We start from the raw sequence: 15,532 nt of genomic DNA on the forward strand, positions 1-15,532 counted from the left end.
GGGGATATCGAAACCTACCTCCGCCTCCGCAACTTGGGGATTGCGCTGGTGGAAAACATACCTGGCACACCCGATGAGCTTCGCGCGCTCGGCGCTGACCCAGCCGACGCCACCGAACTCGCAGGCCTGCACCAAGTGTACTTCGGCCCCACCCGCTTTACCGGCAAACAACGCAAAGCCCGTGCGTCCGCACTCACCCAACGCCACAGCCTGGGCACCCTCACACTCATTGAAACCTACGTTTCAAAAGTAAAGAAAACCCTCGACGCCTGGAACCTGAGAGTCAGACTTACCGCCACACCCGCACACCGCATCCCCACCGTCGCCGCCACACGCCTGAAAGAACTGCGTTCCAAACGCATAGCCAAACCAGGGGTGCGCATCACCTACCGCGCACAAGGCCCCAACACCCTTTCCATTACTGACGATGCCACCACGATTGCCAACATGCGCGCAGTCCTAGAATCCACCAACACCGACCTGCTTCAAGCCGCCAACGACGTCTTCTTCAACCAAGAAACAGCCGGCACTAAGCCTTCCGTGCGCACCCAAGTCATCGTCACCCTGAACGAGTTGGATCAAATCATCAACGGTGACGGGGACGAGATCGAACTCAACCTCACCAACGGTGGGCGCATGACAGGCGCTGAGTTTCTCACCCACAAGTTTGCCGAAATCGGCTACGCCACCATCGTCCACCCTGTCGAAGGGCCTATTAACACCTGGCGGCTAGAACGCGGAGCAAACTTCAACCAACGCCTTACCCTGCACGCCGAATTCCACACCTGTTCAAGACCTGGGTGTAATAAGCCAGCTGATTACTGCCAAATCCATCACCTCATCCCCTGGCAAGCAGGCGGCTACACCAACATTAAGAACCTGACCTTCCTGTGCGCCTACCACAACGGTATTAACGATGATGACCCTTTAAAACCCACCGGGCGCGGCTACATGTACCGGCTGAATACCGGGGTTAGTTTCATCCCACCCTGGGGAACACCGATAACCGCGATGCCCGAATACCAGGAAGCAGTCGCCAGACTCAACACCGAACAAGCAGGACAACCACCAGAGGAACCACCCGACAGCAGCTAACACCCACAGCCACCACACGCAGCAACGGCAGAAAGGAAACAGCTAACCACCAGCGACAACACTGCCACCCGCAGACCACATCAAGGCACGCGGGCATATCGGCGATCCTTGAGCACGATTCACGCGCTTCCCGCTGAGGGTTAAGCCCTTAAAGAACGAAACCCGCCAACCGAAAGATGGCTGACGAGTTGGCGTGCTTTAACGCCTCCCCAAAGGGACACACCTAATGACGGCTGCCCCCGCAGGGTCGCAGACTCATAGTGTTTAGTCGAGGGTCGGCGTGGGGTCCTCGCCGACGACAACTTCCACCGTGACCGCATCAGGGCGCAGGGTCTCCTCCAGCTGAGCGGCTACGAGGCCGCCCTCTGCTTTGACGGTTCGCGTAATGCGCAAGACCGGTTGGTTGCGTCCAACGCCCAGGGCTTTCTGCTCCTCCGTGCGCGCGGTGGCGGCCACGAGAGAATCCCGCTTAAATACGGGTGCCAGGTCAAGCTCCGTCAATAGTTCAGTCAGCGGCTTCTGCATTTCCTCTTCCGTGAGGTGCGGTGCCAAGGCCTGCGGGATAAGAAGCGTGGAGACCATGATGGGCGATCCTTCAGTCATCTGCACCGTACGGCACTCCCACACGGCATCACCCTCCTCAATCCCGAAGGCGGAGGCAAGATGGCCCGGAGTTTCAATCAACGCCAACGACAGCACCCGCACCTCAACCTCAAGGCCATGCTCACGCAGCTGGTCGAGGGCGCTGCGCCCGCTCGTCAGGCTCAGCGTCGGCGGGGTGGCACGCACGAAGGTGCCGCCGGTGCGCCCACGCTTGCGGTCGATAAGTCCCTCGATCTGGACGATGTCCAGGGCGTGGCGCACTGTCATGCGCGCCACCTTGTATTCCTGAACCAATTCCCGCTCCGTGGGGAAGCGATCACCCGGCTTCAGTTCGCCGGATTCAATCTTGCTCCGCAGCGAATCCGCGATCACCAAATAGGCGGGGCGGCGGCGTTGAGAGGTGGACACGCCTCATAACTGTACCGTGTGCTGGGTTTTTCGCATCTTGAGAGAAAACGCGCCACCTACTTGCGCTGGTTTAGCTCAATGCGTGGGCGCACGCGGATCTCAGTGAGCTGCGTGGTAGGGCCGGCATCAACGGTGGCGCGGATAGCCTTCGCCACCTCGACTGGGGCGATGACATGCTCCGGGTTGTAGTCCTGCAGGCCCTGCAGCATCGGGGTATCCGTCGGGCCCGGCGCGACGGTGGACACGCGGATGCCGAGCTCGCCGAGGCGCAAGCCGTCGGCAAGCGCGTACAAAGCATGCTTCGTGGCGGCGTAAATGACGTTGTCACCATAGGAGTGAATGCCGGCACCGGAGTTAATGAACACCACAAGCCCTTCCGCCGCACGCAGCGCGGGCAGAAGCTGGCGGGTCAGCTCGGCTGGCACGTGCACGTTGAGGTCCATCTGCGCGCGCCAATCCTCTGGCCTAGCGCTTTCCACAGAGCGCTTATCCGCCCGCGCCGCCGCATGCACGAGCACGTCGACGCGTTCAAGCGAAGCCAGTTCGGTGGGGAGCGCTGCGCCGTCGAGAAGCGACAGCAAGTCGATTTCCACCGGCACGATGTTCTCCGCCTCCGGCAGCTCCCCGGCGCGCCGGCCCAGGGCATACACGCGGTGGTCCCGGGCAAGATCCTTGATGATCTCCGCGCCCATTCCACCCGTCGCACCAGTTACAACGGCAGTTTTCACCATGGTTGTTCCTCCTTCTCGTTAGCGGAAACGCTTCGGTACATCCGGCTCCCCCAGCGTCAGCATCAGGCGGTTGGCCCAGTTGAAGAACGCGGTGGAGTTGATGACATCGATGATGGCTAGGGTATCGAATCCCACGGCCTCGAGGCGCTCAACGTGGGAGGCGTCGAACGCAAAGGGAGACTCGGTCAGGGCCAGAGCGGCATCGCGGATGGCAGACCACTGCGCCGAGCCCAGGTCAGCATCTACGCCTTCCTCGAGCAGGCGGTCAATCGCCGCGGCGTCACCGCCCTCCTCCTTCGCGCGCTGCTGGTGCACCGACGCGCAGTACTCGCAACCGTTGAGGCGCGAGACTACCGTGGCGGCCAGCTCACGCTCGGCGCGGCCGAGGCCGCCGTCGGTGTTGTAGAAGATGTCCAGGTCCGTGAGCGTGCGCGCCTTGAGCGCTGCTGGGTCGCGGGCTAGCAGGCGGAAGTACTCCATGTCGATGCGCTCGGGCTTAATCAGCGCATCACGCTGCGCGTCCGTGAACTCCTCCTTCGGCTGCGGCGGCACCCAGGGCTTCCAGCCCAGCGAGTGCGCCACGAAGCCCTGCGGCTTGGCGACGTCCGGCACCAACGTCCCCTCCCCCGGCACCCACTCCGGGGTCTGGGTGGGGCGCGGCGCCTCAGTCACGGGCGCGGGCTGCGCGGCACCGGCAAGCACGGAGAGGCCGTACACCACGCGCAGCTGGAAGGATAGGAAGCTGACCAGCTGCGCCAGCGTCACGATGTCATCGTTGGACCACCCGGCCGCCTGCAGGTGACCAATCGCAGCCGGGGAGGCGTCCTTGGGGTGGAAGACCAGAAGGTGGGCGAAGTCAAGGGCGGCGGCGAGGCGCGGTGAGCCCTCGAAAAGCGTGAAGCCGCCATCGATGTACGGGCCGCTGGTGATGCCGCGCTCTACAGCGCGGGCTATCTCGGCGGCGAGCTCCTCCGATTCCTCCGCCAGCAGGTCAGAATAAAAGGCGACGGCAGGAGCCGCCTGATACACGCCCGCAACAAACGTCGCGATAGCGTAGCGCTCCGCATAGCTAAACGTGCCGGGCGCTGAAGGCTCGAGGAGCGCGGCGAAGGAGGCTTGTGCGTTCTCCTTTGCTTCGGGCCGGCGCTCGCGCAGCTGAGCCACGTCTCCCTCAACACCCGCCAACAGGTTTATGATGTCTGCCATGAATTAATCCTTTCGTTTTCGCCCAGGCTACAGGCCCAGGTTGAGGTCGCCGGCGCGGTAGCGCGAGCCGGGGATGGCCTCGATGAGCTTCCGGGTAAACGGTGACTGCGGGTTGCTGAAGACCTCTGCCGTAGGCCCGCACTCCACCTGCTGGCCCTTCGAGAGCACCGATACGGTATCGGAGATTTGGTTGACCACCGCGAGGTCGTGCGAGATGAAAATGTAGGTCAGACCGAGCTCCTCCTGCAGCCGGGCCAGCAGCCGCAGAATCTGGGCCTGCACGGTGACGTCGAGGGCGGAGACTGCCTCGTCGAGGATGACCAGCTCCGGCTCTACAATCATGGCGCGGGCAATCGCCACGCGCTGGCGCTGACCGCCGGAGAGCTCGCGCGGACGGCGGTCGTAGTAGTCCGGGTTCAGCGCCACCAGGTCCAAGAACTCCTTGGCCTTTTCCTTGGCCGCGCTTGCACGCTCCCCCTTCAAATTCCGCAGCGGCTCCGCCACCGTCTGGCCAATCGTCTGCTTGGGGTCCAGGGAGCCATAGGGGTTCTGGTAGACCAGCTGGATGTTGTTGCGCTCTTCGCGCAAGGCCTTACCGCGCAGACCCACGATGTCGCGCCCGCCCACGGTGATGCTGCCCGATGTCGGGGTGTTGAACATGGCGATGCTGCGCCCAGTCGTGGTCTTGCCGGAGCCGGACTCGCCCACGATGGCGTGGGTGGATCCCTTGGCCACGGTGAAGGAGATGTCATCGACCGCGGTGAAGTCGCCGAAGCGCTGGGTCAGGCCTTCCACGCGCACCAGTGGTTCGCCGGCATCCCGAGCAGTCGCCGCGACGTGGGGAACAGAAGAAGCGCGTTCAGCGGTTGCGCCAGCCTTCGCAACAGCGCCGGTGGTTGCTGTGCGGGCGTCGGCGACGGTGAGGGAGGGGGCGTCGGCAAGCAGGCGTTTGGTGTAGTCGTGGCGCGGGTTCGTCAGCACCGTGGCGGCCAGGCCCTCCTCGCGCAGCTGGCCGGACTCCATGACCACGACGCGGTCGGCGCGGTCACCGGCCACGGCGAGGTCGTGGGTAATGAAGAGGATGCCCATGCCGAGCTCTGCGCGCATGTCGTCGAGGAGGTCGAGGATGATCTTCTGCACGGTGACATCCAGCGCGGAGGTGGGCTCATCGGCGATGATGAGGTCGGGCTCCAGCGCCACGGCGGCGGCGATGAGCACGCGCTGCTTCATGCCGCCGGACAGCTCGTGCGGGTACTGGTGATAGCGGCGCGCAGGGTCATCGATGCCGACGCGCTCCAGCAACTCCAACGCCTTAGCCTTGCGCTCGGCCGCAGTACCAACCTTGTGGATGCGCAGCCCCTCCTCCACCGAGGCGCCGATGGTCTGCACCGGGTTGAGGGAGTTGTTCGGGTCCTGCGGGATGAGGCCGATGCGCCGCCCACGCAGCTCACGCCACTCGCGGCGACGCAGCGAAGTGATATCGCGGCCATCGAAGGTGATGGTTCCGGCATCGATGGTGGCATTCGAGGGCAGCAAGCCGATGGCTGCCATGGCGGAGGTGGTCTTGCCGGAGCCGGACTCGCCCACGATGGCGGTCATCTGCCCCGGGTGAACCTCGAGGTTGACGCCTTGCACGGCGGAAACGTCACCACCTGCAGTGGAATAGGACACGTTTAGATCCCGCACGCTGAGCAGGGGCTGAGCTGCATCTTTTATAACAGTCATGTTAGGCCTCCACGGGGAAGTTCTGGGACAGACGGTTAGCGGACATCACCACGGCGACCAGCGCGATGCCAGGCAGGATGATGAGCCACCAGGCGGTGGCCATGAAGTCGCGGCCCTCGGCGATAATGAGGCCCCATTCCGGGGTCGGCGGCGGGGCGCCGTAGCCCAGGAAGCCGAGGATGGACAGCTGCAGGATCGCGGTGCCGAATTGCAGGGTGGCCAGGGCGATAACAGGGGTGAGTGAATTGGGAAGGATGTGGCGGAAGAGCACCGTGGCGTGGGTGGCGCCAGCGCCGTACGCGGCCTCGATGTAGTCCGAGCTGGCCACGGTGATCACCTGGGAGCGGGCCAGGCGCGCGAAGGTCGCCACCGAGGTCGCACCGACGGCCACCGCCGCCTGCACGGAGCCGAAACCCAGCACGATAATGATGGAAAGCGACAACAGGATGCCGGGGATGGACAGCAGCACGTCGACGACGCGCATGAGCACGCTATCCACCGCTCCTCGCAGGGAGCCGGCGAGAAGACCGATCAGCGTACCGACGACCAAGCCGACAGCCACGGCGATCAGCGCGCCAAGCAGCGACTGGCGGGCACCGTAGACGATGCGCGCATACAGGTCGCGGCCCACCGCGTCCGTGCCCATGAGGTGGCCGGACTCCCCCGGCGCCAACAGGGCTACGTCGGTGCCCGCGTACGGGTCAGCCGAGGTAAACAGGCTCGGGAACAGGGCGGCCAAGAACGCCACCGCGAGGACGATAATGGCGATGACGGAACCCGGCGCGAGCCATGGGTTGGCCTGCCCCGCGGGAGCGCGGCGCGAGGTTCGCAGGGGTTTGGTGAACGTCACACTCATGAGCGCACCGTCCTTTCTTCAGTGGCGGCAGCGCGGCGTTTCGGGGAACCGGCGCGCAGGCGGGGATCCAGTACCGGGTAGAGCAGATCCACGACGAGGTTGATGATGATGTAGGAAGTTGCGGCGATGAGAACCACCGCCAGCAGAACCGGGGTATCGCGGTTAGCCACGGCTTGGGCCACCATGTATCCCAAGCCGGTGCGGCCGAAGACGGTCTCGGTCACCACGGCGCCGCCGACGAGCTCACCGAAGAGCAGGCCCGCCATCGTCAATGTGGGCAGCAGCGAATTGCGCAGGACGGTGCGCCAGAAGATCCAGGACTCCGAAGCACCGCGTGCGCGTACCGCTTGGACGAAGGGCCGCGATTGTGTCTCGTCTATGGAGCGAATCAGCACCTGAATCAACGGCGCGGCCATGGGTACCGACAGCGTCAGGGTCGGCAGGATGAGGCCTTCGACGGACCCGGGTTCGATAACACGCACCCAGCCCAGCTGGAAGGAGAAGAACTGGATGAGCAGGATGGCAATCCAGAAGCCGGGCAGCGAGACCATGAAGGAAGGCAGGCCCCGGAAGAAGGAACCGATAGCACCGAGCCCCGGCAGCGTGGCGAGGAAGGCAACGAGCACGGCCACGATGAGTGCCACGCCGATGGCGCTGATGGCCAGGATGAGGGTGTGGGGAAGGGCGTCGGCAAGCAGCGTGGCTACCGGGGCGCCCGACTGCGTGGAGTTGCCAAAGTGCCCGGTGAGGAAGCCACCCAGGGACGTGAAGTACTGCACCACAAGCGGCTTGTCCGCGCCCATCTCATCCCGAATGGCATCAATCTCCGCCTGGGATAGGCCCAAGGCGGGATCGCCGAAGCGCGACTGCACGGCATCCGAGGGCAGCGCCGAAAGAAGCAGGAAGGCCACGGTGTAGGTAATGAGCAGCACGAGGAGGGCCTGCCCAATGCGGCTGAGAATCTGGCGGGTTGTCATTTATTTCTCCTCCTCATTCGATGCTGCGCGCTGCGGCGCGGCGTCGATGCTGACCTCGTAGAACCACGGGCGCGCCACCGATTCCGGGCTAAAGCCCGAAATGCCCGGTCGCACGGCATAAACCACGGGTTCCTCGAAGAGCGGGAGCACGTAGGCCTGCTCCGTGAGGTAGTCCTGCACCTCTTCCGTGGCATTGATGCGGCCTTCTTTATCGGGGGTATCGAGGACGGCGTCGAGAAGCTCCTGCAGGTGCTCGTCGATGGGATTGCCCTCCGCGTCCTGGTTGAGGAAGGCATCGCGGTTGTTGATGCCATAGAGCGAGGTGATGACGTCGTAGTCGGCGCGACCGACCATCGAGTGGTAAATCTGCACCTTGTTGATGTCCTTGGCATCGGCGTTCTGGGTGGCCTGGTCACCGGCGTTGACCTGGATGCCGATGCCCAGCTCACCCAGCTGGTCCTGCACCATGGTCATGACTTCCTTGGAACGCGGCTGCGGCAAGGCGGTGTTAGTGCGCAGGACGAGGCGCTGGCCGTCCTTGACGCGGATGCCATCCGGCCCGGGTTCCCAGCCGGCCTCGTCGAGAAGCCGCTTGGATTCCTCCAGGTCAAAGGTATAGGCGGCGGACTGGTCCTTGTAGGCCAGGCCAGTCTCGGCCACCGTCGAGGTGGCGAGCGGGTAAGACTCGGAGAAGAGCACGCGGAGGATCTCCTCGCGGTCCACGCCGTGGATGATGGCCTCGCGCACGCGCTTATCGTGCAGCAACGGGTGATCGAAGCGGAAGGCGAATTGGTTGTTCATGGAGTTCGTGCCGCGGGCAATGATGTTGATGCCCTGTTCCTCAAGCAGCGGCTCCTGCGGAGCGGAGATCTGGCGAGCGATATCGGCCTGGCCGGAAAGGATTGCTCCGGTGCGCACGGATTCCTCGGCAGCGAGGATGTAGTGGACGCCGTCGATCTCCGCACGGCCTTGGTGCTTGACTGCCGGCGGGGCCCAGTCATAGTCCTCGCGGGTCTTAAGCTTAAGGTCGGTGCCGATTTCTTCCGACTCCACTACGAAGGGCCCGGAGCCGATGACGTTGACCGCGTTGCCAGGGCCAAAGCCTTCGTTGTCCAAGGCCAGCGTGGAATCGGAGAGCAGGCCGGCGTTATAGGCGGAGGTGGCTTGGAGGAAACCCGGGGAGGGCTGAGTGAAGTAGAACTTCACGGTGTCCTCGTCCACGACTTCGCCGCGGTCATAGTTGGCGATCTGCTCGGAGCTGGTCAGCGTGCGGGATTTGTCACCGCGCCCGAAGAGATCGAAGTTGGCCACGACGTTCTCGGCAGTCAAAGGAGAGCCATCGGAGTAGGTCACGTCGGTGCGGATAGTAAACGTGTACTCCGTGGCATCCTCGTTAACCTTGGGCATCTCCGTGGCGATCCACGGCGAGAGCTCGAGGGTCTCGGGGTCTTGGTAGAGGAGGCGGTCGGTCAGCTGGTTGACCACGCCACCGTTGGGGTAGAAGCCCGCGGCCGGCGGGTAGAGCGTGCGGAAGAACTGCGGCTCGAGGTAGGTAAGGACGTTGTCCTCCCCTTCCGGCCGGTCCGCAGCAGAGCAGCCCGCTAGGGCAAGGGCTGCTGCCAAGGTGGCGGCGAGTGCGCGTAGAGTTTTCACGGTAATGCTTTCAGAAAGTAGATAGTCGGTGTGCAGTGCGTCTCTGGATTTAACACAACGCATACTGAGCGGTATTATTCCACTAGACAGCACAGTCTAAAAGTTTGAGGTTGATTTATATGCCCGCCATCGCCATCGTCGGGGCCGGCCCGCGTGGTATCTCGCTGGTCGAGCGCCTTGCAGCCCACCTGCGCGCGACCCCCCTTCAGTCACCCCTGCGGCTCCACATCATCGATGATGCCCCGCTGGGCGCTGGTCGCATTTGGGACACCGAACAGACCCGCACGCTGTGCATGAACACATTGGCTGGCGCGGTCACGCTATTCACCGAGCCCGGCTCCACGACCACTGCGCCGGTACTTGAAGGCCCCATCCTCTACGAGTGGATTCAGCTTCTGCGCGGCGAGCGCCCCTCCATCTCCCCCGCCAAGCTGGAGCTTTATGATTCCCACCCGCCGCGCGAGGGGCTCGCCTCCTCTTTTGCCGAAGAGCTCGCGCAGACCCGCCCCGAGTCCAACCCTTCCCGCGCGCTTTACGGCGCCTACCTGGAGTGGGTTTTCGAGGTGGCACTGGCGCAGCTGCCGGAGAGCGTGGACGTCGTCCAGCACCGTGCCCGCGCGCTGTCCATCGACGCGGCCGAGGGCCACGATGTCATTGCGCTTTCCGACGGCACTACCGTCACCGCCGACGCCACCGTCCTGGCCTACGGCTGGCAGGTACCCGCGCTGAGCGAATCCGAACGCGCGCTGGCCGAGGCCGCAGATTCCGGCTTGCACTGGGTGCGCCCGGATAACCCCGTGGAGCAGCCGGTGTCTGAGGTCCCTGCGGGCGAGAAGGTCCTGGTCCGCGGTTTGGGCATGGGCTTCTTTGACGTCATGGCGCTGCTCACCATCGACCGCGGCGGCGAGTTCGTCGAGGACCCCTCCACCCGCTCCGGGCTGCGCTACGAGCCGAACGGCGAGGAGCCGCACTTCATCGTCTCCTCCGGCCGCGGCTACCCTTATATCCCGAAGTCGGAGTACCACGCGCTGCCGCCGAAGGCTGAGCTGACCCGCTTCCGTGCCGCAGCCGCCGCGCTCGATCCGAAGGTGGAGCTGGACTTCGGCACGCAGCTGCTGCCGCACATCCTGCGCGATGCCTACGCCGAGTACTACGAAAACCAGGCGCGGGTGGCACCGGATGCTCTGCAGCGCCCGCTCGAGGATATCCTCGCCACGATCGATTCCACGGAGCTCACTGCCCCGGATCTTCGGGGCATGGCGGATCAGCTGCGCGTCGCGCTCGACGGCGCATCGACTGAGCCGCTCGACCTGGCGCACTGGGCGCACCCGCTGGCGGATTTCGATGGCACTGAGAACGCCGAGCTCACCGAGTACATCGCCGAGGGCCTCGCCCGCGATATCCGGGAGGCCGTCGCCGCCGCCGACTCCCCGCTCAAGTCCGCGCTGTGGGCCATCTCGGCCGCGCGCAAGCCCTCCTCCATCGCCGGCTCGGAAGGCCGGATGACGTGGGAGTCCCGCACCAGCACCTACAAGGAGTTCATGGCCTTCGGGCAGATGGTGGGCTCCGGCCCGCCGCTCTTCCGCACCCGTCAGCTGCTCGCGCTTGTCGACGCCGGCCTCGTCACCTTCCTAGGCCAGCGCCCCCAGCTGGAGATCGGCGAGAAGTTCACGCTGCGCACCGCGCACGGTGAGGCTTCCTCCACCTGGCTTATCGACGCCTGGATGCACTCCCCCGATGTCCGCCGCGCCGGCGATCCACTCGCAGTGTCCCTCAATGGGCGCGTGCGCGCCTTCGTCGATCATGGCCAGGCCACCGGCTCGCCGGAGACGACGTGGAGCCGCCGCGCGGTCAACCCCGGTGGCACCGAGGACCCGCGCCTGCACATCGTGGGCATCCCCACCTATTCGCAGTGGCCGGATACCACCATCTCCCCCATGCCCGGCACGGATCCGCTCATGCTGCAGGAAACCGACCGCACGGCCGGCTCGCTGCTCACTTCCCTCTAATCACGCGGCGGTTTAATCCAGGGCGTCGAGGGCCTGCTCCAAGTCCGCGAGCAGGTCATCGATGGACTCGATGCCCATGGAGATGCGCACGAGGTCTGCCGGCGGGACGAGCTCGGAGCCCTCCGCGGAGATATGCGTCATGTTCTGTGGGTGCTCGATGAGGGACTCCACGCCGCCGAGGGACTCCGCCAGCGAGATGAGCTTAGTGTTGAGACAAATCTGGCGGGCATGCTCCTCGCTGTGGAAGCGCACGGACATCATGCCGCCGAAGCCACGCATCTGCTTCTTAGCCAGCTCATGGCCCGGGTGCGAGGGCAGGCCTGGGTAGAGAACCTGCTTGACCTCCGGACGGGATTCCAAGAACTCAGCCACGGCCTGCGCATTGGAACAGTGGCGATCCATGCGGACTTCCAAGGTCTTGATACCGCGGGCGGTGAGGTAGGCGTCGAAAGGCGAGGACACCGCACCGACATTGCCTTGGAAGTACAGCAGGCGCTCGTCCATCTCCGCGGAGTTGGTCACGACCGCGCCGCCCAGCACATCCGAGTGGCCGCCCAGGTACTTCGTAGTGGAATGCAGCACGTGATCCGCGCCCAGCTCCAAAGGATTTTGCAAGTAGGGCGTGGCGAAGGTGTTGTCGACGACGATCTGGGCGTCGCCAGCCTCCTTGACTGCCTTAGCGACCGCAGCGATATCCGTGATTGTTGTCGCCGGGTTGGTCGGGGTCTCCAGCCAAATCAGCTTGGTGTTCTCCTGCAGCGCCGCCTCTACCGCCGCGGTATCGGCGGTGTTGACGATGGACAGCTCGATGCCCCACTGGCCATAGTCGTGGTGCAGCAAGCGGTACATGCCGCCGTAGGCATCGTTGCCCAGAATCACGTGGTCCCCCGGGCGCACGAGGATGCGGATGAGGGTATCGACTGCCGCCATGCCCGTGGCGAAACAGCGGGCGTATTCAGCGTTCTCTAGCGCCGCGAGGGTCTTCTCGAGGGAGTGAACGGTGGGGTTGGCCACGCGGCCATACTCGTAGCCGCCGCGCAGCTGCGCGAGGCCGTCCTGTTGGAACGTGGTGGAAGCGTAGATCGGTACGTTGATGGATCCCATGTAGGGATCCGGCTGGTAACCGGCATGGATGGAACGGGAGGAAAAGCCAAGGGTGCGGTTGTCAGTCATGAGGCACAAGTCTAGACCAAGCTGTTCAGTTGGGAGAAAGACGAGCTTTTTATATTCAGTTCTCTTCCCTACCATCGGTAAGCGTCAGTCGTGAGCGATAGCAGAAAGGACACACGTGACCAGACCAACCGCATACCTCAGCGCTTCCTCCGAGCCAACCGACGGGGCTGTCGACGCGGTCACCCGCTGGTGGCAAACAGAAAACATGCAGTCCTGGCTCATCGACAAACCCATCGGCATCGCGCTCATCCTCATCGTCGCCATCATCGGCAGCTGGCTGCTGCGCCGACTCATCACCAAGCTGGCTGATAACAGCATCAAGAAGGGCAAGCTCAGCTCGCCGCTCTCCCCGCGCAAAGCGCACAGAACAACCGACAAGGTCCTCGAGCAAACACAGGAGGCTCGGCGCACCTCCCGCATCCAGACGCTCGCCGGGGTGGGCCGCTCCGCGGTCTCCATCTTCGTCTGGGTCTGGGCCGTGCTCGCCATCCTGGACAAGCTCGGCGTCAACGTCGCCCCGCTCGTGGCCTCTGCCGGTGTGGTTGGTGTCGCCCTTGGTTTCGGCGCGCAGGCGTTGGTCAAGGACTTCCTCTCCGGCATCTTCATGCTCATGGAGGACCAGTACGGCATCGGTGACACCATCGACCTCGGAAACGGGGTCTTCGGCGACGTGGAGTCCATTTCCCTACGTATTACCACGGTCCGCGATATCGATGGCGCGCTATGGTACGTCCGCAACGGCGAAATCTTGCAGGTGGCCAACCATTCCGACCGCTACTCCGTGGCCCGCGTCCAGGTCCCGATTGCGCTGAGCAACGATCCCACGCGAGCAGTCGACGTCATCACGTCCGCAGCAGAGGACGCCGCCCGCGATCCCGAAATCAAGGACTACATCCTGGCCACGCCGACGGTCAACGGCATGTCCGGCCTTGAGGTCGACCACATGTCCTACCGTGTGTCGGTCAAGACGCTGCCAGGCAAGCAATGGGATGTGCAGCGCGCGATGCAGGCGAAGATCCTCACAGCCATGCACGAAGAGGGGATCACCACCCCCTACCCGCGCGGGATGGCTATCTTTGATCTGGAAGAACCGGGCCTTACGCGAAAGGAAGATTAGGCGTGCAACCAACGAGCGTGTACGAAGCCGTAGGTGGAATGGAGACCTTTGAGAAACTCGTCAGTGGCTTCTACGCCCAGGTACGCACCGATGATCTCATCGGCCCGATGTACCCGGATGATGACTGGGAGGGCGCACAGCAGCGCCTGACGTGGTTCCTTGTGCAGTACTGGGGTGGTCCACAGCTCTTTTCCGAACAGCGCGGCCACCCTCGCCTGCGCATGCGCCACGCGCCCTACCCCATCGACATGGCCGCTCACGATCGCTGGCTCGAGCTCATGGGCAACTCATTGGCACAGATCGACGAGGAGACCATCCCGCCGGCCTATCGCGCCATGATCTGGGATCACATGGAGCGGGTCGCAGCGATGCTCATCAACCGCGCCCCTTAAAGCCCGAAGGCCTCCTTCACCGGCTGGGACAGCAGCTCTCCCCCACGAGTCATGAGGCCGTTGGCCAAGCCTGGGAAGCGCTCCACCGCACCATCGAAGCCGTCGGCAGCCACTGCGCGAATGTAGGGCAGAGTGGCAGAACCCAGCGCGCGGGCGGAGGTGTTCGCCACCGCGCCCGGCATGTTCGCGACGCAATAGAAGATGGTGTCGTGCACCTTGAAGGTTGGCTCGTCGTGCGACGTCTTGCGGGAGTTTTCGAAGCAACCGCCCTGGTCAATAGCGACGTCGACAAGCACAGCGCCCTTCTTCATCCGCTGGACCACATCCTCGCGCACCAACTTCGGGGCCGCCGCGCCCGGAACCAGAACTGCGCCAATGACCAGATCTGCCTCCAGCAGCTCGGACTCCAACGCCGCGGGGTCCGAGACAATCGTGCGCACGTTGCCCTGGTACTGCTCGTCGAAGCGCTGCAACACGTGCGGGTCAAGGTCCAGCACGGTTACCTCCGCGCGCAGACCGTGCGCCATCGCCACCGCAGAAGCTCCCACCTGGCCGCCACCGATGACGACAACGCGGGCCGGCCGCGTGCCCGGTACACCGGCTACCAACAATCCGCGCCCGCCCTCAGTAGACAGCAGGTGGTGCGTACCCTCAGTAACCGCGAGGCGACCAGCCACCTGGGACATCGGGGTCAGCAGCGGCAGCGTGCCGTGGGAATCGGTTACGGTCTCATAGGCCACAGCGGTGGTGCCGGCCTTCATGAGTGCTTCCGTCAGCGGGCGGTCTGCGGCCAGGTGCAGGTAGGTAAACAGCAGGAGGTCTTCGCGCAGATAGCCGTACTCGGATTCGAGGGGCTCCTTGACCTTGACTACCATGTCCGCCGCCCAGGCTTCCGCAGCGGAAGGGACAATGGTCGCGCCGACGGCTTCATAGTCGGAGTCCGGAAAAGAAGCACCTTCCCCGGCCGCTGTTTCCACCAGGACCTCGTGACCATCCTTGATCAGGATGTCCACGGCGCTGGGGGTAAGGGCGACGCGGTTTTCGTTGTTCATGATTTCTTTGGGTACAGCAATACGCATGGTGAGAGCCATCTCCTTTTGTTGAAGAAAACTGAATTCGACCCCTTCAGAGTAACGCAGATCACCTCCTGCGTGCGTCACTCTCGTTCACCGAGCGGGGTGATCCTTGAGGAATTAGTATGCGGAGCATGAGCACACTGAGCGATGTGCGGCGCTCCTTCCTCCCCTCTGGGGTGGACCGCCTTTGGCGGGCCGGCTTCCCACCTGGGTTATTTCCGCGCTGAGTTTGTCAGCCGCCGGAAGTGGCTCAGCGATTCCGCCTATGCCGATCTCGTGGCCATGTCCCAATTTCTTCCCGGCCCGGCTAGCTCGGAGGCCGCGGCTGGTAGTGGCCTGCGCGCCGTGCCTGCCCGCCTGGCGTGGGGCTGCGTAGCAGCGTTCTTCCTCCTGTTGGGCGGGCTGGCGGTAGGACGCAGCTTAGCTACGCCTACCTCATCACCCGCGCCAATGCCTTCTACCAATCCGGCGCCCTGGTCTGGGGTTGCCCGCAAATCGTGGACACGTAGTG

The 15,532-nt window shown here is 64.0% G+C and carries 14 protein-coding genes; 5 read left to right on the forward strand and 9 right to left on the reverse strand.

Features of this window, described 5'->3' with window-relative positions:
• The coding region (locus tag HMPREF2932_RS07640) for an HNH endonuclease signature motif containing protein (protein ID WP_071409941.1) at positions 1-1,095 on the forward strand (1,095 nt) is incomplete at its 5' end.
• A gap of 264 nt (positions 1,096-1,359) precedes the next feature.
• On the opposite strand, the gene HMPREF2932_RS07645 is transcribed toward HMPREF2932_RS07640, so the two are convergent.
• Genes HMPREF2932_RS07645 through HMPREF2932_RS07675 form a run of 7 tightly spaced genes read right to left on the reverse strand, consistent with a single transcriptional unit; the run spans position 1,360 to position 9,317 of the window.
• Positions 1,360-2,106: a GntR family transcriptional regulator gene (locus HMPREF2932_RS07645; RefSeq protein ID WP_070546577.1), complete on the reverse strand. Its 747-nt coding sequence runs from the start codon at positions 2,104-2,106 to the stop codon at positions 1,360-1,362.
• A 56-nt stretch (positions 2,107-2,162) separates the two neighbouring features.
• Entirely contained in the window at positions 2,163-2,837 is a 675-nt protein-coding gene (locus tag HMPREF2932_RS07650) for an SDR family oxidoreductase (protein ID WP_070511984.1), read from the reverse strand.
• A gap of 18 nt (positions 2,838-2,855) precedes the next feature.
• Entirely contained in the window at positions 2,856-4,043 is a 1,188-nt protein-coding gene (locus HMPREF2932_RS07655; protein ID WP_070511980.1) for an alkylhydroperoxidase domain protein, read from the reverse strand.
• A 27-nt stretch (positions 4,044-4,070) separates the two neighbouring features.
• On the reverse strand, positions 4,071-5,768 hold the full coding sequence (locus HMPREF2932_RS07660; protein WP_070546580.1) for a dipeptide ABC transporter ATP-binding protein: 1,698 nt from the start codon (positions 5,766-5,768) through the stop codon (positions 4,071-4,073).
• Between the two features lies 1 nt (position 5,769).
• A complete protein-coding gene (locus HMPREF2932_RS07665; protein ID WP_046647321.1) occupies positions 5,770-6,624 on the reverse strand; it encodes an ABC transporter permease in 855 nt (284 codons plus the stop codon).
• Positions 6,621-7,601 (reverse strand): ABC transporter permease, encoded by a 981-nt coding sequence (locus HMPREF2932_RS07670; RefSeq protein ID WP_071409942.1) that lies wholly within the window; start codon positions 7,599-7,601, stop codon positions 6,621-6,623. Before HMPREF2932_RS07670 ends, HMPREF2932_RS07665 begins: the two co-directional genes overlap by 4 nt.
• Positions 7,602-9,317 (reverse strand): TIGR04028 family ABC transporter substrate-binding protein, encoded by a 1,716-nt coding sequence (locus HMPREF2932_RS07675; protein ID WP_118779531.1) that lies wholly within the window; start codon positions 9,315-9,317, stop codon positions 7,602-7,604.
• A 56-nt stretch (positions 9,318-9,373) separates the two neighbouring features.
• Between HMPREF2932_RS07675 and HMPREF2932_RS07680 the strand changes: the two genes are divergently transcribed.
• Complete coding sequence (locus HMPREF2932_RS07680) at positions 9,374-11,263, forward strand: FAD/NAD(P)-binding protein (RefSeq protein WP_070546585.1); 1,890 nt, start codon at positions 9,374-9,376, stop codon at positions 11,261-11,263.
• Positions 11,264-11,275: 12 nt separating this feature from the next.
• Here the strand turns inward: HMPREF2932_RS07680 and HMPREF2932_RS07685 are convergent, their stop codons facing one another.
• Complete coding sequence (locus HMPREF2932_RS07685; protein WP_070546588.1) at positions 11,276-12,436, reverse strand: cystathionine gamma-synthase; 1,161 nt, start codon at positions 12,434-12,436, stop codon at positions 11,276-11,278.
• A 115-nt stretch (positions 12,437-12,551) separates the two neighbouring features.
• Between HMPREF2932_RS07685 and HMPREF2932_RS07690 the strand changes: the two genes are divergently transcribed.
• Both HMPREF2932_RS07690 and HMPREF2932_RS07695 read left to right on the forward strand, forming a co-directional pair.
• A complete protein-coding gene (locus tag HMPREF2932_RS07690; RefSeq protein ID WP_049155834.1) occupies positions 12,552-13,553 on the forward strand; it encodes a mechanosensitive ion channel family protein in 1,002 nt (333 codons plus the stop codon).
• Between the two features lie 2 nt (positions 13,554-13,555).
• On the forward strand, positions 13,556-13,945 hold the full coding sequence (locus HMPREF2932_RS07695) for a globin (protein WP_083306547.1): 390 nt from the start codon (positions 13,556-13,558) through the stop codon (positions 13,943-13,945).
• Here HMPREF2932_RS07695 and ald read toward each other — a convergent pair.
• Positions 13,942-15,024 (reverse strand): alanine dehydrogenase, encoded by a 1,083-nt coding sequence (gene ald, locus HMPREF2932_RS07700; RefSeq protein ID WP_070517680.1) that lies wholly within the window; start codon positions 15,022-15,024, stop codon positions 13,942-13,944. The genes HMPREF2932_RS07695 and ald overlap by 4 nt on opposite strands.
• 144 nt (positions 15,025-15,168) lie before the next feature.
• Between ald and HMPREF2932_RS14020 the strand changes: the two genes are divergently transcribed.
• On the forward strand, positions 15,169-15,532 hold a 364-nt coding region (locus HMPREF2932_RS14020; RefSeq protein ID WP_369799720.1), incomplete at its 3' end, for a chromate transporter.

This window comes from Corynebacterium sp. HMSC074H12 (genome assembly GCF_001813755.1).
Taxonomy (GTDB): domain Bacteria; phylum Actinomycetota; class Actinomycetes; order Mycobacteriales; family Mycobacteriaceae; genus Corynebacterium; species Corynebacterium hiratae.